General features: G+C 65.3%; 16 protein-coding genes. 7 read left to right on the plus strand and 9 right to left on the minus strand.

Annotation, left to right across the window (positions count from 1 at the left end; all coding sequences use genetic code 11):
- Window positions 1–82 precede the first annotated feature (82 nt).
- Window positions 83–889: a protein-disulfide reductase DsbD domain-containing protein gene (locus EN852_RS05665; protein WP_127875426.1), complete on the minus strand. Its 807-nt coding sequence runs from the start codon at window positions 887–889 to the stop codon at window positions 83–85.
- 126 nt (window positions 890–1,015) lie between these two features.
- Here EN852_RS05665 and EN852_RS05670 point away from each other — a divergent pair, with 126 nt between their 5' ends.
- On the plus strand, window positions 1,016–1,624 hold the full coding sequence (locus tag EN852_RS05670; RefSeq protein WP_042641785.1) for a YqgE/AlgH family protein: 609 nt from the start codon (window positions 1,016–1,018) through the stop codon (window positions 1,622–1,624).
- Window positions 1,625–1,868: 244 nt separating this feature from the next.
- On the opposite strand, the gene EN852_RS05675 is transcribed toward EN852_RS05670, so the two are convergent.
- The 4 genes from EN852_RS05675 to thrC form a co-directional block, all read right to left on the minus strand.
- The gene (locus EN852_RS05675) at window positions 1,869–4,685 is read right to left on the minus strand and encodes an EAL domain-containing protein (RefSeq protein ID WP_246694192.1); all 2,817 of its coding nucleotides are present in this window, start codon (window positions 4,683–4,685) and stop codon (window positions 1,869–1,871) included.
- 74 nt (window positions 4,686–4,759) lie between these two features.
- Window positions 4,760–5,356 carry a GNAT family protein gene (locus EN852_RS05680; protein ID WP_127875424.1) on the minus strand — a complete coding sequence of 199 codons (597 nt, stop codon included), beginning with the start codon at window positions 5,354–5,356 and terminating at the stop codon, window positions 4,760–4,762.
- Between the two features lie 13 nt (window positions 5,357–5,369).
- Window positions 5,370–6,662, minus strand: a complete 1,293-nt coding sequence (locus EN852_RS05685; RefSeq protein ID WP_127875423.1) for a pitrilysin family protein — start codon at window positions 6,660–6,662, stop codon at window positions 5,370–5,372.
- Between the two features lie 14 nt (window positions 6,663–6,676).
- Window positions 6,677–8,074, minus strand: coding sequence for a threonine synthase (gene thrC / locus EN852_RS05690; RefSeq protein ID WP_127875422.1), 1,398 nt, complete (start codon window positions 8,072–8,074; stop codon window positions 6,677–6,679).
- 128 nt (window positions 8,075–8,202) lie between these two features.
- Here thrC and EN852_RS05695 point away from each other — a divergent pair, with 128 nt between their 5' ends.
- Window positions 8,203–8,949, plus strand: a complete 747-nt coding sequence (locus EN852_RS05695) for a hypothetical protein (RefSeq protein WP_127875421.1) — start codon at window positions 8,203–8,205, stop codon at window positions 8,947–8,949.
- Window positions 8,950–8,982: 33 nt separating this feature from the next.
- Here EN852_RS05695 and EN852_RS05700 read toward each other — a convergent pair whose 3' ends face one another.
- Window positions 8,983–10,542: a winged helix-turn-helix domain-containing tetratricopeptide repeat protein gene (locus EN852_RS05700; RefSeq protein ID WP_127875420.1), complete on the minus strand. Its 1,560-nt coding sequence runs from the start codon at window positions 10,540–10,542 to the stop codon at window positions 8,983–8,985.
- A 109-nt stretch (window positions 10,543–10,651) separates the two neighbouring features.
- On the opposite strand from EN852_RS05700, the gene EN852_RS05705 reads away from it, so the two are divergent.
- Window positions 10,652–11,113, plus strand: coding sequence for a cupin domain-containing protein (locus EN852_RS05705; protein WP_127875647.1), 462 nt, complete (start codon window positions 10,652–10,654; stop codon window positions 11,111–11,113).
- 15 nt (window positions 11,114–11,128) lie between these two features.
- Here EN852_RS05705 and EN852_RS05710 read toward each other — a convergent pair whose 3' ends face one another.
- Complete coding sequence (locus EN852_RS05710; protein ID WP_127875419.1) at window positions 11,129–11,818, minus strand: HAD family phosphatase; 690 nt, start codon at window positions 11,816–11,818, stop codon at window positions 11,129–11,131.
- 171 nt (window positions 11,819–11,989) lie between these two features.
- Between EN852_RS05710 and EN852_RS05715 the strand changes: the two genes are divergently transcribed.
- Window positions 11,990–13,123 (plus strand): site-specific DNA-methyltransferase, encoded by a 1,134-nt coding sequence (locus EN852_RS05715; RefSeq protein ID WP_127875418.1) that lies wholly within the window; start codon window positions 11,990–11,992, stop codon window positions 13,121–13,123.
- 54 nt (window positions 13,124–13,177) lie between these two features.
- On the opposite strand, the gene EN852_RS05720 is transcribed toward EN852_RS05715, so the two are convergent.
- Window positions 13,178–13,789 (minus strand): HAD family phosphatase, encoded by a 612-nt coding sequence (locus EN852_RS05720; RefSeq protein WP_127867099.1) that lies wholly within the window; start codon window positions 13,787–13,789, stop codon window positions 13,178–13,180.
- Window positions 13,786–14,976 carry an A/G-specific adenine glycosylase gene (gene mutY, locus EN852_RS05725; protein WP_127875417.1) on the minus strand — a complete coding sequence of 397 codons (1,191 nt, stop codon included), beginning with the start codon at window positions 14,974–14,976 and terminating at the stop codon, window positions 13,786–13,788. The genes EN852_RS05720 and mutY overlap by 4 nt, the downstream gene beginning before the upstream one ends.
- Window positions 14,977–15,008: 32 nt before the next feature.
- On the opposite strand from mutY, the gene EN852_RS05730 reads away from it, so the two are divergent.
- From EN852_RS05730 to smc, 3 genes are all read left to right on the plus strand, one after another.
- A complete protein-coding gene (locus EN852_RS05730) occupies window positions 15,009–15,518 on the plus strand; it encodes a DUF721 domain-containing protein (RefSeq protein WP_127875416.1) in 510 nt (169 codons plus the stop codon).
- 154 nt (window positions 15,519–15,672) lie between these two features.
- A complete protein-coding gene (locus EN852_RS05735; protein WP_127875415.1) occupies window positions 15,673–16,419 on the plus strand; it encodes a DsbA family protein in 747 nt (248 codons plus the stop codon).
- Between the two features lie 63 nt (window positions 16,420–16,482).
- Entirely contained in the window at window positions 16,483–19,944 is a 3,462-nt protein-coding gene (gene smc / locus EN852_RS05740) for a chromosome segregation protein SMC (protein ID WP_127875414.1), read from the plus strand.
- The last annotated feature ends 3 nt before the right edge of the window (window positions 19,945–19,947 follow it).

Raw genomic sequence — 19,947 nt, forward strand, 5'->3', positions numbered from 1 at the left:
TTCCTCGCTTGCGAGATGGGGAAGATCGACGCCTTCGATATCGGACCGGACGGCTTCCCGCAACCGTTGCGCTGATGCTGGATCAAGGGAAAGGCAGCAACCCGTCCACCGAGCCCTCGGCGCTGGTCAGCGTGTAATAGAGCCCGCCATCGGTCGGCGTCGCCGATGGCCGGTCGAGGATCGGCACGGTGAAGACGAGCTTGCCGTCCTTCTCGCTGCGCACCGGCGCGCCGAACATGTAGTCGCGCTCGCCGGCGATGAAGAAGTCGACGGATTCCGGATCGCCGGGCGACTGCGCCTGGACGACAAGGGTTTCGTGGTCGCCGGGCAGCACGTTGATGCCGAAATCGGGCCGCGCCGGGGAGGGCAGCGTCGCAAGCGCGGTTTTGACCAATGCCGCGTCGGTCGCGTTGTCGGGATCTGACGCGGGATCGACGCTGAGCCGGGTCTGCACCGGAATGCAGATCGTCTCGCAGATGCCGAGGAAGACATGGGCGTCGATGGTCGCCGGTTGGCCGGGCGAAGACACCGTAAAGGTCACCGGCAGCGACACCGGACGATCATAGCCGGACCATTTGCCGTAGCCGTCGTCATGACGTTGCGGCGGCGGGAAAGACAATTGCGCGTCGGCGATGTTGGTGCTGCCGGATATGTCGAGCTGCGGCGGCACGCCGGCATCGCCCGGATCGCGCCAATAGGTCTTCCAGCCGGGCTTCAGCGCTATGTCGAGCACGCCGTGGATCTTGCCGGCCTCGTCGGGCTTGCCGGTGGTCACCAGCCGGACCTTGCCGCCCTCCGAGTTGTACCAGATCGAGGAAGAGGCCTCGGCCGGGAGGCTTGCAGCCCACCCGAAAACGACGCCGAGAGCCAGTATCTTCATGTATCGCATGGCGGTGATTTGACCGTCCGTTCTTGGCCGCGCAATGGCCTCGTCGCTCTCCCGGTATCATATTTGCGTGACATCGGGGACCGTCACCATCTTTTCGGCGCTGCCGAAACGCGTTACGCTCAAGCCATGGACTTGCTGCGCCACAAGAAGGCGGCCGCCGGACGCGGTTTCCTCGACGACCAGTTCCTGATTGCCATGCCTGGCATGAAGGACGACCGCTTCGCGCGCTCCGTGATCTACATCTGCGCCCATAGCGACGAGGGTGCGATGGGGCTGATCATCAACCAGACGCAGCAGATGCTGTTTCCGGACCTGCTCGTGCAGCTCGGCATCATGAACGAGCAGGAGGCGATCCGGCTGCCGGCGCATACGCGCGATTTCGTCGTGCGCAATGGCGGGCCGGTCGACCGCAGCCGCGGCTTCGTGCTGCATTCCGGCGACTATCGCGTGGAATCCTCGCTCAACGTTTCCGACGACATCTGCCTGACGGCAACCGTCGACATCCTGCGCGCCATCTCCACGGGGCGCGGCCCGCGCCATGCGCTGATGGCGCTCGGCTATTCCGGCTGGGGCGCCGGCCAGCTCGAAACGGAGATCGCCGAGAACGGCTGGCTCACCTGTCCGGCGACGCAGGAACTTCTGTTCGACGCCGACATCGAGCGCAAATACGACCGCATCCTGGCCTCGATCGGCATTGACCTTGCCCATCTGAGCGCCGCCGCCGGCCACGCTTGACGCTCGCGACTAGCGCGAACGCCCGCGACTTCGTCATCCTAGGGCGAAGCAGGAGCGTAGCTCCGTCGCGAAGACCCTAGGATCCATTCCGTTACATCGACCGTAGGTGCAGCGGCGCAGAATTCCGCACCGTTTTCAACGCCTTAGCGTCACGGCATGGATCCTAGGGTCTGCGCGCGTCGCTTCGCTCCTTGCTCCGCCCTAGGATGACGAACTGAGAGGGCGCCAGTCGCCGAAGCGGCCTCTAAGCCTGGGTCAGCGGATACTGCTCCCTTAGCGTCTTCAGCACCTGGTCGCCGGGCATCGGCGCGCCGAACATGAAGCTCTGGACATATTCGCAGCCCATCTGGCGCAGCTCCAGCGCGTCGCTCTCGTCCGAAATGCCTTCCGCCACGACCGAAAGTCCGAGCTCATGCGCCATGTTGACCATGGATTTGAGCAGCACGGCCCGCTTCGGCGTCGCGTCGTCAACAAAACTCTTGTCGATCTTGATCGTGTCGAAGGGGAAGCGCGTCAGATAGGAGAGCGAGGAATAGCCGGTGCCGAAATCGTCGAGCGACAGCCCGATGCCGAGCTGCTTCAGCTTGGTCAGCACATGCGCGGTCTGCTCGGGATTGTCCATCACAAGGGATTCGGTGAGCTCGAGCCGGAAGCAGCGCGGCTTCAGATTGGCGCGCGCGATGACCGAGCGGACGTCGCTCACCAGGTCGCGGCGGATCAGCTGGCGGCTGGACAGGTTGACCGACACCGACAGCGGCGCGTCGCCGATCTGCTTCTGCCAGGAGGCAAGGTCCTCGGCCGCCTGCTGCATGGCGAACAGGCCAAGCTGCACGATCAGTCCGCAATTCTCGGCCACCGGAATGAAGTCTCCCGGCGGGATCATGCCGCGGCGCGGATGGTCCCACCGCAGCAGCGCCTCGAAGCCGGCAACGCTGCCGTCCTCCAGCCGCACGATCGGCTGGTAGGCAAGGGTGAACTCACGCCGCTCGATGGCCCGGCGAAGGTCGGATTCGAATTGCAGCCGGTCAGTGCCGACAGTGCGGAAGGCGGGCCGGAACGGCTCGATGCGATCGCCGCCGAAGCGCTTGGCCTGGTGCATGGCAAGCTCGGCGTCCTTGACCATGTCCTCGGCCGAAGTCTGCGCCGTCGTCCAGGTGATCAGGCCGATCGAGGCGGTGAGGACGATCTCGCGCTTGGCGAAGGTGATCGGATTGTTGATCGCGTGCTTGATGGCATCGGCCATTGCCGCGATGCGGGCAGGGTCCTGCTCCGAAAGCAGCATCAGGGCGAACTGATCGCCGGCAAAGCGCGACAGCGAATCCTTCGGCTTCAACAGCCTGTGCAGCCGGCGCGCGACGGTGAGCAGGATGGTGTCGCCGGCGGAAATGCCGAGGCCGTCATTGACCTGCTTGAAGCGGTCGATGTCGATGATGAAGACCGTCGGGCGCACCTTGTCCTCGGTGCGGGCGATCGAGATGATCGCTTCCAGGCGGTTCATGAACAATTCGCGGTTGGGCAGGCCGGTGAGGTTGTCATGCACGGCGTCGTGCAGCAGCCTTTCCTCGGATTTCTTCTGCTCGGTCACATCGACCATGGTGCCGACGCAGCGGATCACCTCGCCGTCGGAGCCGATCACCGGCCGGGCGCGCAGCGAGAACCAGTGATAGTGGCCGTCGGCGCCGCGCAGGCGGAAATTCTGCGCCACCTTGCCGCGGCGGTGCTCCAGCACCACGTCGAGCGTGGTGCGGAACGTGTCGCGATCGTCGGCATGCAGCACCGGCAGCCAGTTGCGGGCGGCGCCGCCAAGGCTGTTGGGCGCCAGGCCGAGCTGCAGGCTGATGTCCGGCTTGGTCACCACGCGGTCGCGCAGCACGTCCCAGTCCCAGACGATGTCGCCCGAGCCGGCCACCGCCAGCGCCTGGCGCTCGAGGTCGGAGAACAGGCCCTGATGCGCCCCGCCGCCGGCGAAGGCATGCTGCATCACGGTGAAGCCGATGAGCAGGATGATCAGGATCAGCCCGCCGCCCAGAGCCGGCTGCGCGATATCGTTGTCCAGCATGCCGGTGATCGCCATCCACGACCCGCATAGCCAGAGCAGCACCATCACCCAGCTCGGCACCAGCATGATCGCGCGGTCATAGCCGCGGATACCGAGGAAGATGATCAGGCCGAGCCCGGTCAGCGCGGTGGCGGCGAAGGAGATGCGGGCAATGCCGGCGGCGACCGCGGGATCGACGATGGCGACGCCCGCGATCAGCAGCAGTCCGAGGATCCAGACCAGCGCGCCATAGCTGAAATGGCCATGCCACCGGTTGAGGTTGAGATAGGCGAACAGGAACACCACGAAGGTTCCGGCAAGCGCCACCTCGGTGCCCGCCCGCCAGATCTGCTCGTTGCCGGGCGATATTTCTATGATCTTGTTGAGGAAGCCGAAATCGACGCAAATGTAGGCCAGCACCGCCCAGGCGAGCGCCGCCGTCGCCGGAAACATCGAGGTCCCCTTGACCACGAACAGGATCGTCAGGAACAGCGCCAGAAGGCCCGAGATGCCGATGACGATGCCGCGGAACAGCGTGTAGGAATTGACCGAGTCCTTGTAGGAATCCGGGTCCCACAGGTAGACCTGCGGCAGCTTCGGCGAGGCGAGCTCGGCGATGAAGGTCACCACCGTTCCTGGGTTCAGCGTCACGCGGAACACGTCGGCGTCGGGGCTTGTCTGGCGGTCGAGCGCGAAGCCCTCGCTAGGCGTGATCGCCGCGATGCGCGTCGAGCCGAGGTCGGGCCAGAAGATGCCGGAATTCACCAGGCGGAAATGCGGCGCGACGATCAGCCGGTCGAGCTGCTGGTCGGTGGTGTTGGCCAGCGCGAAGACGGCCCAGTCGCCGCTGGAGCGCGCGTCATTAGCTTCCACCTCGATGCGCCGCACGATGCCGTCGGGGCCCGGCGCGGTCGAGACCTGGAAGTTCTCGCCCTGATTCCGGTAGATTTCCACGGCGCCGGAAAGGTCCAACGCCTTGTCGTCGCGCGCGATCTTGATGGGCTCGACGGCGAAAGCCGGCATGGCCGAGAAAAGCGTGACCACGACCGTCACGATGAGGGCGAACAGCGACGCTAATCGCGAAAAATTCGTCACATTCAGCCCTTCGTTCCATCGCCCGGCGGATCGTCCGCGATCCGGGCGTAGAGGTAGTGATCCTGCCAGATGCCATTGATCCTGAGATAGGACCGGAGAAGTCCTTCGCGCCGGAATCCGGCTTTTTCAAGCACGCGGATCGACCGGGCGTTTTCGGGAATACAGGCAGCCTCGATCCGGTGCAACCTCAGCGTATCGAAGGAGAAGCGCGAGACCAGCTTGACCGCTTCGGTCATCAGGCCGCGATTGCCGAAGCGTTCGCCGATCCAGTAGCCGATATGGCCGCTCTGCGCTACGCCGTGGCGGATGTTGCCGAGCGTGATGCCGCCGGCAAGCTTGCCGCTCGATTTCTCGAAGATGAAGAAGGCGATGGCCGTGCCTTGCGCGTAATCTTCGCGGTAGCGGCTGATGCGCAGCCGCCAGGCGGTGCGGTCGAGCTCGTCCGGTTGCCAGCGCGGTTCCCAGGGTTCCAGGAAGGCGCGGCTTTCGCCGCGCAAGGTCGACCATTCGCGGTAGTCGTTGGTCAGAGGCACGCGCAGCGTCACCTTTTCGCCCTTCAGTGCCGGCAGGTCGCGGCGAAAGAAAGGGAGCGCGAACACGGCTCTTGTAAGGTCAGACGGCGAGCCGGCGGGCCGTCGTCTGCGGACCCGCAAGCGATTCGAGGATCGCCTCGTAGGGCGCAAGCGTGCCCACGGGGCCGACCGCGGTGAGCGTCGGCTTGGTCGAGAACAGCCGCGAGGAGAGGTCGGTCAGCCGCTCGACGGTCAGAGCCGACAGCCGCTCCATCAATTCCTCCTTGGCGATCGGCCGCCCAAACAGGAGCAGCTGCCTGGCGATCTGGGACGCCCGGCTGGCCGGGCTCTCGGCTGACATGATGAGGCCGGCGCGATATTGCGCGCGCGCCCGGTCGAGCTCTTCCTGCTGGATGCTTTCGCCGGCCTTCTGCAATTCGTCGATGATCACCGGCACCAGCTTGGCGATGTCGCTCTGCCCGGTGGCGGCATGCACGCCGAAGATGCCGGTGTCGGAAAAACCCCAGTGGAAGGCATAGACCGAGTAGCAGAGGCCGCGCTTCTCGCGCACTTCCTGGAACAGCCTGGACGACATGCCGCCGCCCAGGATCATCGACAGCACCTGCGAGGCGTAGAAATCGCGCACATGGTAGGCGCGGCCCTCGAAGCCGAGCACGATCTGCGCATCCATCAGGTCGCGGTCCTCACGGAAGTCGCCGCCGACATATTGCGCGTATTGCGGGATATTGCCCGTCGCCTTGGCGCGGAAGCCGCCGAGCCGCTTTTCGACCTCGCGCACGAAATTGTCGTGCTTGATGTCGCCGGCCGCCACGAGGACCATGCGCTCGGCGTCGTATTGCCGCTCGATGAAGTCGTGCAACTGGCTGGAGGTAAAGGATTTGACCGTCTCCGGCGTGCCCAGGATCGAGCGGCCGATGGTCTGATGGCGGAAGGCGGTTTCGGTAAAGCGGTCGAAGACGATGTCGTCGGGCGTGTCGTGCGCGGCCCCGATCTCCTGCAGGATCACATGCTGCTCGCGCTCCAGCTCGTCGGGATCGAATTCGGATTCCTGCAGGATGTCGGCCAGGATATCGACCGCCAGCGGCACGTCGTCGGAAAGCACCCTGGCATAGTAGGAGGTCGTCTCGACGCTGGTGGCGGCGTTGATCTCGCCGCCGACATTCTCGATTTCCGAGGCGATCTCAAAGGCGCTACGGCGCTTCGTGCCCTTGAACGCCATGTGCTCGAGCAGATGGGCCATGCCGTGCTCTTCGTCACGCTCGTTGCGGGCGCCCGACTTCACCCAGGCCCCTAGGGCAACCGATTCGATGCTTGGAAGGGTTTCGGTGGCGACTGTCAGGCCGTTCGACAGACGGCTTACCTCAACACCCATATGGCAAGTACTCCCTAACGCGCCGCCCGCGAGTGGCGGTTCACGTAATCTTCCACCATTTTCAAGTCGGAGGGAAGTATCGTGTATTTTTCGTCGGCTGTCATCAAGCCGCCTAGCCATGCGGGCAGGGCAGCGGTGACGCCGCTCGCGGCTTCGACCGCGGCCGGGAATTTCGCCGGATGCGCGGTGCCGAGCACCACCATGGGCACCGCACCGGAGGCATGGGCGGCCGCGACGTGAACGGCGGCGGCCGTGTGCGGGTCAAGCAGGTAGTTGCTTTTCTCGAGCGTCGCGCGGATGGTGGCGGCGACCTCGTCCACCGTGGCGCGGCCGGCGTCGAACTCCGCGCGGATGCGCTGGAGCTCGTCTTCCTCGATGGTGAACGCGCCGGACTGCTTCAGCCCGTTCATGTAGCGCCGCACTGTTTCGGCATCGCGGCCGGCCGCCTCGAACAGCAGGCGCTCGAAGTTCGACGACACCTGGATGTCCATCGACGGCGAGGTCGTGGCGAACACGCCCTTGGTACGGTATTCGCCGCTCGATAATGTGCGCGCCAGGATGTCGTTATCGTTGGTGGCGATGATCAGCCGCTCGATCGGCAGGCCCATGCGCTTGGCGGCATAACCGGCAAAGATGTCGCCGAAATTGCCGGTCGGCACGGTGAAGGAGACCGGCCGATCGGGCGCGCCGAGCGACACGGCGGAAGAGAAATAATAGACGATCTGGGCCATGATGCGCGCCCAGTTGATCGAATTGACGCCCGACAGCGACACCCTGTCGCGGAAGGCGTGGTCGTTGAACATGTCCTTCACCAGGCCCTGGCAGTCGTCGAAATTGCCTTCGACCGACAGCGCGTGGACGTTTGCCGCGCTCGACGTCGTCATCTGGCGCTGCTGCACCGGCGAGACCTTGCCATGCGGGAAAAGGATGAAGATGTCGGTGCGGTCGCGGCCGGCGAAGGCGTCGATCGCAGCGCCCCCGGTGTCGCCCGAGGTCGCGCCGACGATCGTCGCGCGCTGGCCGCGCTCGGCGAGCACGTGATCCATCAGCCGCGCCAGCAACTGCATCGCCACGTCCTTGAAGGCGAGCGTCGGGCCGTGGAACAGCTCGAGGATGAAGGTGTTCTTGCCGGTCTGCACCAGCGGGCAGACGGCCTCATGCCGGAAAGTCGCGTAGGCCTCGCGCACCAGCCGCTCGAAGACAGGTGCCGCGATCTCGCCGCCGAGGAAGGGCGTCAGCACGCGGATGGCAAGGTCCGGATAGGCAAGCCCGCGCATGGCGCGGATATCGGCGACCGAAAACCGCGGCCATTCGCTGGGCACGTAAAGCCCGCCGTCGCGCGCCAAGCCGGCCAGCACAGCGTCTGAAAATCCAAGCGCGGGCGCATCGCCGCGGGTACTCACATATTGCATCGTCAATGGCCCATTGCTGCCGGTCGCGTCATCCACGGCAATTGGTTAATTTTCCGAGCCGGCTCAGTCGCATTTTTGCCGCGCCGTTGCTATACGTCACCGGCTTTGTGAGAGGGAAGTGCAGTTTCATGGCGTTTTATTCGGTCAACCGCCGCTTTGTCGCGGGTCTGGCGCTCACCGGCTTTATGCTCGCCGCCGCCGGCTGCCAATCGAGCGACAATGGCATATTGAACCTCGGCATCGGCAAGAAACCCGATCCGACAGCTCCGATACCGCCGCCGGACCCCAAGATACTCGCCAGCCAGCTGCGCGCCTACTGCCCCAAGGTGACGCTGCGCGACGGCACTGCCTTCTTCAACACCTACGCCAAGGGTTCGACGGCGAAGCCCAAGAAAAAGAAGGGCGATGCTGCGGCCGATGCCGAAGCCGCGGCAGCCGCCGCGGCCGCGCAGACCGGACCCGGCGGTCAGCCGGTCGATCCCGATCACGATCCGGCCAAGATCATCTACCAGGCCTCGATCTCCGATGTCACGCGCGACTGCACACACGCCAACGGTCAGCTCTCGATGAAGATAGCCGTTGCCGGCAAGGTCGTGCCGGGTCCGCTGTTCGCGCCCGGCACCGTCACCATGCCGATCCGCATCGCGGTTCAACACGGCAACGACGTGCTCTATTCGCAGCTTCATCAATACCAGGTGCAGGTCACTGACCCGTCGGCGGCAACCCAATTCGTCTTCACCGACGCCAATGTCGTGGTGCCGGAGCCGAGCGCGACCGACTACCAGGCCTATGCCGGCTATGATGAGAACACGCCGGCCGCCCCGGCGGACAAGTCGAAAGGCAAGAGGAAGAAGCGCGCTGCCACGACGAACTGATGTCTGCACTCATCGAACGCCCGGGTGGTTGGGCTACTCCGGCAATCCGGCTGCCCGTAGCGCGCTGCCAAGAGCCTCCGCGAGCGCGGGCGCGCAATTAACCCCGGCAAACTGGCGGCTGTAGCGAAAGGCCGGCTGAAGCTCGGTCACGCGAGCGGCGGCTGCCTTCGCTTCGTCCAACCGGCCAAGCTTGGCCAGCGCGGCCGCCAATTGCACATAGGTGATGCTATGTGCCGGATTGGCTTGGACGGACTTGTAGGCAGCACCACAAGCCTCTTCGTAGCGGCCGCGCACCAAATGGCTCATCGCCTGCGCGTCAAATGCGGCCCAGGCCCATGAATCAAAGGGACTCAGCCGCAAACCCTGCTTGCTCCACTCTATCGCTCGCTCCGCTTCACCGCTCCATCCGAGAATGACACTGCCAAGGATGTAGGTCAGAGCCGATGATGGGCTGATGGCGAGGGCGGCTTCCAATGCCGCGAACGCAGCGGCACGATCATGCGCATCCATGCCGATGGAAAAGCCCGCCCATGTCAGGGCGAGAGCATCATCCTGTCCGTGGACGATGGCCGACCGCGCGTGGCGGATCGAAGACGCACGGTTGATCTCCTGCAGGCCGGCGCGAAGGAACAGGCAGTGATGGCACATCGCCGCGTTGCCATGCGCCAGCGCATAGGTAGGTTCGAGCGCGATCGCACGATCGAGAAGGACCAGCGCTCTGGTCACTTGCGCCGGCATGCCTGAATCGACATCAGGCTGGGCCTGAAGCACGAGATCGTAGGCATCGAGGCTATCGGGGCGTTTGCGCCTGACACGTTCGATTTCGGCCTTCCGCACGCTTGGTGCAATCGCGCCCACTGCCGCCAGCGCGATCTCGTCTTGAAGCGCGAAGATGTCGTCGGAACTGCGGTCATAACGCTCGGCCCAGACATGGGCGCCGGTCGAAGCATCGATCATCTGCGCGGTAACCCGCACGCTGCGGCCGGCCTTGCGCACACTGCCTTCGAGCACATAGCGAACGCCAAGCTCGCGGCCGACCTGCTTCACGTCGACGGCGCGACCCTTGTAGGAGAAGGTCGAGTTTCGCGCGATGACGAACAGCCATTTGATGCGTGCCAGGCCTGTGATGATATCGTCCACCATCCCATCGGCAAAATATTCTTGCTGGGGATCGCCGCTCAAATTCGAGAATGGCAGGACGGCGACGGACGGCTTCTCAGGCAAGCTCGGTCCCGACGTGGCGCGGGCGGCCAAGGTATCGGGAACATTGGTGGCGACGGCAGGTCCGACATAGCGGTAGCCACGGCGCGGCAATGTTTCGATCCAGTTCGCGACATTCGCCGCGTCGGCCAATGTCCGGCGCAAGGCCGCGATCTGAACCGTCAGATTGTTGTCGGCAACCGCCGATCCGCCCCAGCCGGCATCGATCAGCGCGTCTTTGGACACGGGTTGGCCGGCGTTCTGGATCAGCAGTCGCAGCAGCGCGACGGCGCGCTGCCCGAGCATAGTCGGCTCATCTCCGTAAAAGAGAATGCCCACCTCCGGATCGAGGCGAAAAGGGCCAAAGCGGTAGACGTCGCCCCTGGCTGTCATTGGAACCTTTTAGCAAATTTTTGGCAACGGATTCACGACTTTCCGCCGCGACCGGCCGATGTTGCGCGAACGCTTGCGAGAAACAAGCGCCCTGTCAGAGGAGGATCATATGAGCGCTGCTGCCGTCATCCGCATGCCTGACGAGAAGAAGGGCGTCATGTTGCGGGGCTATCCGATGGCGTTCCTCGTCACCGATGAAAATACCAAGCACACGAGCATGTTCGATTGGACGATCCCGCCGGAATTCGCCACAGGGCGGCATGTTCACCGGGTGCAGGAGGAGACCTTCTATCTGCTCGAGGGCGAGTGTGAATGGCATGTCGGCGACAGGACGATCCGTGCAACGCCGGGAACCTTTCTGTTCATCCCGCCGGGAGTGCCGCACAACATCACCAATGTCAGCGAGAAGCCTGCGCGCGTGCTGATGACAGTCTCTCCGCCTGGCCACGAGCATTATTTTGAAGAGCTGGCCGTGCTGGCGGCGCGCGGGGCGCCCGATCCAAAAGCGCTCGCCGATCTGCGAAACCGCTACGACACCGACCAACTGTCGACGCTGACGACGCGCGCGTAAGCAGTCTCTCAGGTTTCAGGCGTCTTCCGACCACTCCGAGAGCGCCGCGAGCGTGCCGTTCAGCTCCGCCCAGCGCCGGATGACCGTTTCGGCGCCGGCCTCGGTCAGCGCGTCGGCATGGCCGGGATAGCTGTGTCCGGCGCCGGTGAAGCCGATGACGCGCATGCCGGCCGCCCTGGCGCCGGCGATGCCGTGCACGGAATCCTCGATGACGAAGGTGTTCTTCGGGTTCGCGCCGAGCTTCTCTGCGGCGTAGAGGAAGACGTCCGGCGCCGGCTTGGTCTTCTTGCTGGGGATATCCAGCCCCGAAAAGATACGGCCGGCGAAGAACGGCAGCAGCCGCACCTTCTCCAGCATGGATTGGACCCGCTCGGTGCTTGAATTGGAGCAGACGGCGCGTGGCACGGTGACGGCCGCAACCGCCTCGCGGGCGCCGTCGATGATGCGCACGTCGCTGCGCAGCTTGCGGTCGACCAGTTCCTCGGCGCGGTCGATCAGCGAGGCCTCGAACGGAATGTGCGACTTCTCCTCGAGCCGCAGCATGATGTCCTTGAAGGTCAGTCCCGCATAGGTCTCGAAAATCTCCTCCGCCGAGATCTCGAATCCGGCCGATGTCAGAAGCTCGGCCTCGACGCGTGCGGCGACGATTTCGGAATCGACGAGCACGCCGTCGCAATCGAAGATGACAAGATCTGGCTGGGGCATGGCAGTCCGGGTCGTTGGGGGAAAGGCCTGTCGGCTCAAGTGGCGCGGCATACACCAACGGGCCGGCCTGCGCAAACGTCCGAGGCATGCGCCCGCGCCTTCACCGAATGTTTACGCTGATCGGTAACCATAACAGCCAGTAAACCGTAACGCGTTTGTTTGGGTGTTTTGATGTCTGCCGTGCGTCTTCTCGACGAGCTTTCCCACGCCCCTCTTAAGTCCGAATGGCTGGACACGATCCTGAAAGGCGATTGCGTCGCCGCGCTGGACCGGCTGCCGGAAAAGTCGGTCGATATCATCTTCGCCGACCCGCCCTACAATCTGCAGCTCGATGGTGACCTGCACCGGCCCGACCAGTCCAAAGTCGACGCCGTCGACGATGACTGGGACCAGTTCGAGAGTTTCGAGGCTTATGATGCCTTCACCCGCGCCTGGCTGCTTGCGGCGCGACGCGTGCTGAAGCCCAGCGGCACCATCTGGGTCATAGGCTCCTACCACAACATTTTTCGCGTCGGCGCCCGCATGCAGGATCTCGGCTTCTGGATCCTCAACGACATCGTCTGGCGCAAGACCAACCCGATGCCAAACTTCCGCGGCCGCCGTTTCCAGAACGCACATGAGACGATGATCTGGGCCTCGCGCGACCAGAAGGCCAAGGGCTACACCTTCAACTATGAAGCGCTGAAGGCCTCGAACGACGATCTGCAGATGCGCTCCGACTGGCTGTTCCCGATCTGCACCGGCGGTGAGCGGCTGAAGGACGAGAACGGCAACAAGCTGCATCCGACGCAGAAGCCGGAAGCGCTGCTGGCCCGCATCATGATGGCCTCGACCAAGCCGGGCGACGTCGTGCTCGATCCCTTCTTCGGCTCCGGCACCACCGGTGCCGTCGCCAAGCGCCTCGGCCGCCACTTCGTCGGCATCGAGCGCGAGCAGGCCTATATCGACGCCGCCAATGAGCGCATCGCCGCGGTGCGGCCGCTGGAAAGCGCCGACCTCACCGTGCTTTCCGGCAAGCGCGCCGAACCGCGCGTCGCCTTCATCAGCCTGATCGACAACGGCCTGGTAACGCCCGGCGCCACGCTCTACGACGCCAAGAAGCGCTGGGCGGCGAAGGTGCGCGCCGACGGCACGCTGGCGATCGGCGACAGCGCCGGCTCCATCCACAAGATCGGCGCCGAGGTGCAGGGGCTGGACGCCTGCAATGGCTGGACCTTCTGGCACTATGAGCGCTCAGGCGGCCTCACCCCGATCGACGAATTGCGCCGCATCGCCCGCCTTGGCATGGAGCGGGCGGGGGCCTGAGCCGTAAACTGCCCTTGAATCAACACTTCAACGGATCGCCGCAAGCGATTCAGTTCAGGCCCTAATTCCGAACTGCTCAAGGTCTGCTTTAAGCGTGCCGGCGTCGGTGAACAGCACCGCCTGCCAGCCGGCGGCCCTGGCGCCGTCGACATTCTTCTGGCTGTCGTCGATGAACAGCGATGCCGCTGGCTCGAGGCCGAACGAAGCGACGTGGTGGTCGTAGATGGCGCGGTCCGGCTTGATCAGGCCGATGTCGCCGGAGACGGTGACGCCGCGCGGCTTTTCCAGGAACGGGAAACGGGCGCGGGCCTCGCGGAACGTGTCCGAGGCCCAGTTGGTGAGCAGCGTGACGTCGCGGCCGTCCTCGATGAGGCCTTCCAGCAGAGCGACGCTGTCTTCATAGGCGTGCGGCGCCATCTCGTGCCAGTGGCGGCGGAAGTTACGGATGTTCTCGGCATGGCCGGGATGCTCGGCGATCAGAAGCGCCTCTGCCTCTTCCCAGGTGCGGCCGCGGTCCTGCTCGAGATTCCAGGCGCTGGTGCAGACATTGTCGAAGAACCATTTCCGCTCCCCGGCATCGGGGATCAGGCGGCTGAACGGGATGTCGGGATCGTAGTGGACCAGCACCTTGCCGATGTCGAACACGATGTGGCGGATTTCGGTCATGCGGGCCTCTTTTCACTGTGCGACGGTTTCTTCGTCGCGCCCGGTATCGCTGCTTCGATTGCCTTTTTCATGACAGTCGGCAGCGCTTCCCCGGAAATTTCATGGGCCAGCGACCAGAAATACCCCGACGGTGCATCGCCTGTGACTCGGGCATGGAAGACATCGAGCTCCAGCGCGAAATGGGTGAAGACATGGCCGATCTGCCCGGCGTGCCGCCAGTCGGCCGGAAAGGGCGCGGCCTCGGCCGTCGTGGCACCGTCGACCCGCGCCGTCCAGCCCGTGGTCGGCACCTCGGTCATGCCGCCGAGCAAGCCCTTCTCGGGTCGCTTGCGCAGCAGGATGGCGCCGTCGGCGCGCTCGGCGACGAAGGCCGCACCCTTGCGCAACGGCTTGTCGTCCTTGGGCAGGCGGACCGGGAAGCGTTCCGGATCGCCGCTGAGGATGGCGCTGCAATCCGCGCGCACCGGGCACAGCATGCAGCGCGGCCGCTTCGGCGTGCAGATCGTCGCGCCGAGATCCATCATCGCCTGGGCGAAATCGCCGGGCCGCGTCTGCGGCACCAGCTTTTCGACCAGCGTGCGGATTTCGGGCTTGGCTTCGCTGAGCGGCGTTTCGATCGAGTAGAGCCGGGTCATGACCCGTTCGACATTGCCGTCGACGACCGCCGCCGGCTGGTCGAAGGCGATCGCCGCGATCGCCGCCGCGGTGTAGGCGCCGATGCCGGGCAATTCGCGCAGGCCCGCCTCGGTGTCGGGAAAGCGGCCACCTTTCAATGCCACGAGATCCGCGCAGGCTTTCAGGTTGCGCGCCCTGGAATAATAGCCGAGCCCGGCCCAGGCCTTCATCACGTCTTCGGCTGGCGCCGCCGCCAGCGCCTCGACCGTCGGCCATTTCTCGACGAAATTGCGGAAATAGGCTTTTACCGCCTCGACCGTGGTCTGCTGCAGCATCACCTCGGACAGCCACACGCGATAGGGATCGGCCCTCACGCCGCGCGCAAACGCGCCTGGGGTCACGCGCCAGGGCAGGTCGCGGTGATGCGCGTCATACCAGGCAAGCAGGCGGGACGCGATATCCAAGGATCCAGCCCCGCTGGTATCCGATCCAGCTTTGCTGGTATCTGCGGATCCGATGTCGCGGGGTGCGGCCTGTTTTGATGCCTTGCGGGTCTGGTCTAGCGGTGCCATTGATCGGATGGATTGGGGACTGGAGAACGCACATGGCAGGGAAAAGGGCCTTCGGCAATCCCGTTCCGGTGAGCGATCTCGCGACCGAGATCCTCGATCCGGTGCTGAAGAAGCGCGCCGGCATCTCGATCGGGCTGGTGCAGTCCTGGGAGGAAATCGCCGGGCCGCGCCTGGCCACTCATTCCCGCCCGGAAAAAATCCAGTGGCCGCGCCGCCTGCATGAGGACGATCCGTTCGAGCCGGCGACACTGATCATTGCCTGCGAAGGCATGGCGGCGCTGCATCTGCAGCACGAGGCCGGCGAGGTCATCAACCGCGTCAACGCCTTCCTGGGCTTCAACGCCATCGGCCGCATCAAGATCCTGCAGAAGCCGGTGCTTTCGCAAAAAGCGCGGCCGAAGCCCGCGCCGCGCCCCTTGACCGAGGCCGAGAAGTCGAAACTTTCGCATCTGGTCGGCAAGATCGAGGATGACGGCCTGCGCGCTTCGCTGGAGCGGCTTGGCGCCACAATTTTGGGTGAAAGGAAGCCCAAAGGGTCGTAAGAAGCGTCACGAATGCGTCACCAATCTCGCGCATTCGTGATGCTCAGGATCAAGTTTCACGATTGGATTGGGGATCGCGATGCCTTAATTCGCGCCAACTCTCGCCTTTTCTAGCCCTTGCATTGCAAAATCCAACCGATATCAGGTGATTCGCATGAACCGTGCCCCGTTTGGCAAGACCTTGTCCCGCAGAAACCTTCTGACCGCGCTGGCCGCCGTTCCCGCGGTGGCGCTGCTCGCCGCGTGCAGCGACTCGGGCGAGGACGCCAAGGCTGCCGACGTGAAGCCTGCCGACCCGTCGACGCCTGCCAAGCCGGCTGCGACGCCGGCGGCTGTCCAGGTGCCGGAGGCACAGGGCACGGTCGACATGGCGGAACTGCTGAAGCCCGGCGCGCTGCCTGAAAAGCAGCTCGGCAAGGACGACGCCAAGGTCACCATCGTCGAATACGCGTCGATGACCTGCCCGCACTGCGCGCATTTCGCCATGACCACCTTCCCGGAGTTGAAGACCAAGTATATCGACACCGGCAAGGTCCGTTACATCCTGCGCGAATTCCCGTTCGACCCGAGCGCCGAGGCCGGCTTCATGCTGGCGCGTTGCTCCAAGGACAACTACTTCGCCATGGTCGACGTGCTGTTCAAGCAGCAGCCGAGCTGGGTCGGCGTCAACAACACCAAGGAAGCGCTGCTGCAGATTTCCAAGCTGGCCGGTTTTACACAGGAGTCCTTTGAGTCCTGCTTGACGGACCAGAAACTTCTGGACGATGTGAGAGCAGTCCAGAAACGCGGAGCGGACGAGTTCAAGGTCGACTCGACGCCGACCTTCTTCATCAATGGAAAGACCTACAAAGGGGCGATGTCGATTGAGGAAATGTCGGCCATCATCGACCCTCTGCTCTGACATCCAGGCCGCGCCGAAGCGGTCCGGCTTCGGCGCCTACGCCTGCAGTGTAGGGCGGCGCGAATGAAATTTTCGCGCCTTCGCCTCCTCGGTTTCAAATCCTTCGTCGAGCCCGGCGAGTTCGTCATCGAACGCGGGCTGACCGGCATTGTCGGGCCGAACGGCTGCGGCAAGTCGAACCTCGTCGAAGCCTTGCGCTGGGTGATGGGCGAAAGCTCCTACAAGAACATGCGCGCGTCCGGCATGGACGACGTGATCTTCTCCGGTTCCGGCGCGCGTCCAGCGCGTAACACGGCCGAAGTCACGCTTTTCCTCGACAATACGGACCGCACCGCGCCCGCCGCCTTCAACGACGCTGACGAGTTGCAGGTGTCGCGCCGCATCGAGCGCGAGGCCGGCTCGCTCTACCGCATCAACGGCAAGGAAGCCCGCGCCAAGGACGTGCAGCTTCTGTTCGCCGATCAGTCGACCGGCGCCCGTTCGCCCTCCATGGTCGGCCAGGGCCGCATCGGCGAGCTGATCCAGGCAAAGCCGCAGGCCCGCCGCGCGCTGCTCGAAGAGGCGGCCGGCATCTCCGGCCTGCATACGCGCCGTCATGAAGCCGAACTGAGGCTGAAGGCGGCCGAGCAGAACCTCGAGCGTCTGGACGACGTCGTCGGCGAGCTGGAAGGCCAGATCGAAAGCCTGAAGCGCCAGGCGCGCCAGGCCTCGCGCTTCAAGAACCTGTCGGCCGATATCCGCAAGGCCGAAGCGACGCTGCTGCATCTGCGCTGGACACTGGCAAAGACCCAGGAAGGCGAGGCGCGCTCCGCGCTTGCCGTCGCCACCACGCTGGTCGGCGACCGCGCCGCCACTCAGATGGCCGCGGCCAGGGAGCAGGGCATCGCTGCGCACCGGCTACCCGATTTGCGCGACGCCGAAGCCGCTGCTGCTGCCGCCTTCCAGCGCCTGTCGATCGCCAAGACGCAGATCGAGGAAGAGGCCGGCCGCATCCGCGCCCGCCAGACCGAACTTGAGCGCCGCTTGCAGCAGCTCGACGCCGACATCGCCCGCGAGGAGCGGATGGTGCGCGACAATGCCGACATTCTGGAGCGCCTGCGCGCCGAGGAGGCCGAACTCAACTCGGACAATGCAGGCGCCGCCGAACGCGATGCGACCACACGCGCCGCTTTCGAGCAGGCGGGTGCTACGCTGTCGCAAAGCGAAACGAAACTTGCCGCGCTGACCGCCGAACGCGCCGAGGCGGCCGCCTCGCGCCACCAGATCGAGCGCACGCTGCGCGAGACCGCCGAGCGCCGCGACCGCTTCGCCTGTCAGCTCGCCGAGGTCGACCGCGAGCTTTCCGACATCGTCGCGCGCATTTCCGGCCTGCCCGATCCGGCCGAGAAGCGGCTGCTGGTCGAGGACGCGCTGGCCCGGCTGGAAGAGAGCGAGGCCGGCGCGATCGCCGCTGAGCAGGCGGTCGCCGAGGCGCGCGCCGCCGAGAGTGCCGCGCGTCCGCCGCTACAGGATGCCAGGGCGGAACTGGCGCGCATCGAGACGGAAGCGCGCACGCTGGCGAAGATCCTGAACGCCACCAGCGGCGGCGATCTTTTCCCGTCGGTGCTGGAGCAGATCAGCGTCGAGCGCGGCTACGAAACCGCGCTTGGCGCGGCCCTTGGCGAAGACCTAGACGTTCCGCTCGACCGCAGCGCTCCGGTGCATTGGGGCGAAAGCGCGGTCCAGCCCGGCGATGCGGCATTGCCTGACGGCGTGAAGAGCCTTGCCAGCGTCGTCCGCGCGCCGGCGCAACTGGCCCGCCGCCTGGCGCAGATCGGCATTGTCGAAGCCACCGACGGCCGCCGTCTTCAAGCGCTGTTGGCGCCCGGCCAGAGGTTGGTCAGCCGCGCCGGCGCGCTCTGGCGTTGGGACGGCCTGACCGCCAGCGCCGACGCTCCGACCGCCGCCGCGCAGCGGCTGGCGCAGAAGAATCGCCTGGCCGAGCTCGATGCCGAAGCCGTGCAGGCAACGCGCGTCGTGCGCGAGGCCGAGGAAGCGCTGGCGCGCGCCGAGCAGGCGATGCGCCAGGCGAGCGAGGCCGAACGCACTGCGCGCCAGGCCGGCCGCGACGCCCAGCATGCGCTGGATGCCGCCCGCAACGCCCTGGCCGAGGCCGAGAAGGCCGGAGGCGAGCTGGTGAGCCGGCGCGCTGCGCTGGATGACGCACGTGCCCGCATCGTCGACAGTCATGAGGAGACGCAGGCCGCCTTCCTCGAAGCCGAGGAGATGCTGAAGGACGCACCCGATCTCTGCGATCTCCAACTGCAGCTCGAACAGGCTTCCGCCAATGTCTCGCGCGACCGCGCCACGCTCGCCGATGCGCGCGCCGTGCATGAGGGATTGCGCCGCGAAGCCGAGGCGCGCATGCGCCGGCTCGACGCCATCGGTGCCGAGCGCAAGAACTGGCTGGAGCGTGCCGAAAACGCCTCGACGCAGATTGCCGCCCTTGGCGAGCGCAAGGCCGAGGCCGAAGCCGAGCGCGAGCGCCTGGCCGACGCGCCGGACGAGATCGACGCCAAGCGCCGCGCGCTGCTGTCGCAGCTTTCCGAGGCCGAGGCGCTGCGTCAGGCGGCGAGCGACCGCCTGCAGGAAGCTGAGACCAAGCAGGCCGAGCTCGACAAGGCGGCCACCGCCGCCATCCAGTCGCTCGCCGAGGCGCGCGAGACCCGCGTGCGCGCCGAGGAGCGGCTGACGGCGGCGGATGAACGCCGCGCCGAGGTCGAGGCTCGCATCCAGGAGGCGCTGAACACGCCGCCGCATCTGGTAATCCAGCATACCGGGCTTAAAGCCGACGATCCGATGCCCGACATGGCCGAGATCGAGCGCCAGCTCGACCGGCTGAAGATCGAGCGCGATCGGCTCGGCGCCGTCAATTTGCGCGCCGAGGAAGAGCAGCGGGAATTGTCCGAACGGCTGGAGACCATCGTTTCCGAGCGCGAGGACATCATTGAGGCGATCAGGAAACTGCGCCAGGCGATCCAGAGCCTCAACCGCGAGGGCCGCGAGCGGTTGCTCTCGGCCTTCGAGGTGGTCAACGGCCATTTCCAGCGGCTGTTCTCGCATCTGTTCGGCGGCGGCACGGCCGAGCTGCAATTGATCGAGTCGGAGGACCCTCTGGAAGCGGGGCTGGAAATCCTCGCCCGTCCGCCCGGCAAGAAGCCGCAGACCATGACGCTGCTATCCGGCGGCGAGCAGGCGCTGACGGCGATGTCGCTGATCTTTGCCGTCTTCCTCACCAACCCGGCGCCGATCTGCGTGCTGGACGAGGTCGACGCGCCGCTCGACGACCACAATGTCGAGCGCTTCTGCAATCTGATGGACGAGATGTCGAAGACCACCGAGACCCGCTTCGTCATCATCACCCACAACCCAATCACCATGGCGCGCATGGACCGCCTGTTCGGCGTCACCATGGCCGAGCAGGGCGTCAGCCAGCTTGTGTCGGTCGACCTGCAGGCCGCCGAAGCGATGCGCGAGGCGAGCTGAACT

The sequence above is a fragment of the Mesorhizobium sp. M2E.F.Ca.ET.209.01.1.1 genome (assembly GCF_004010375.2).
Taxonomy (GTDB): Bacteria; Pseudomonadota; Alphaproteobacteria; order Rhizobiales; family Rhizobiaceae; genus Mesorhizobium.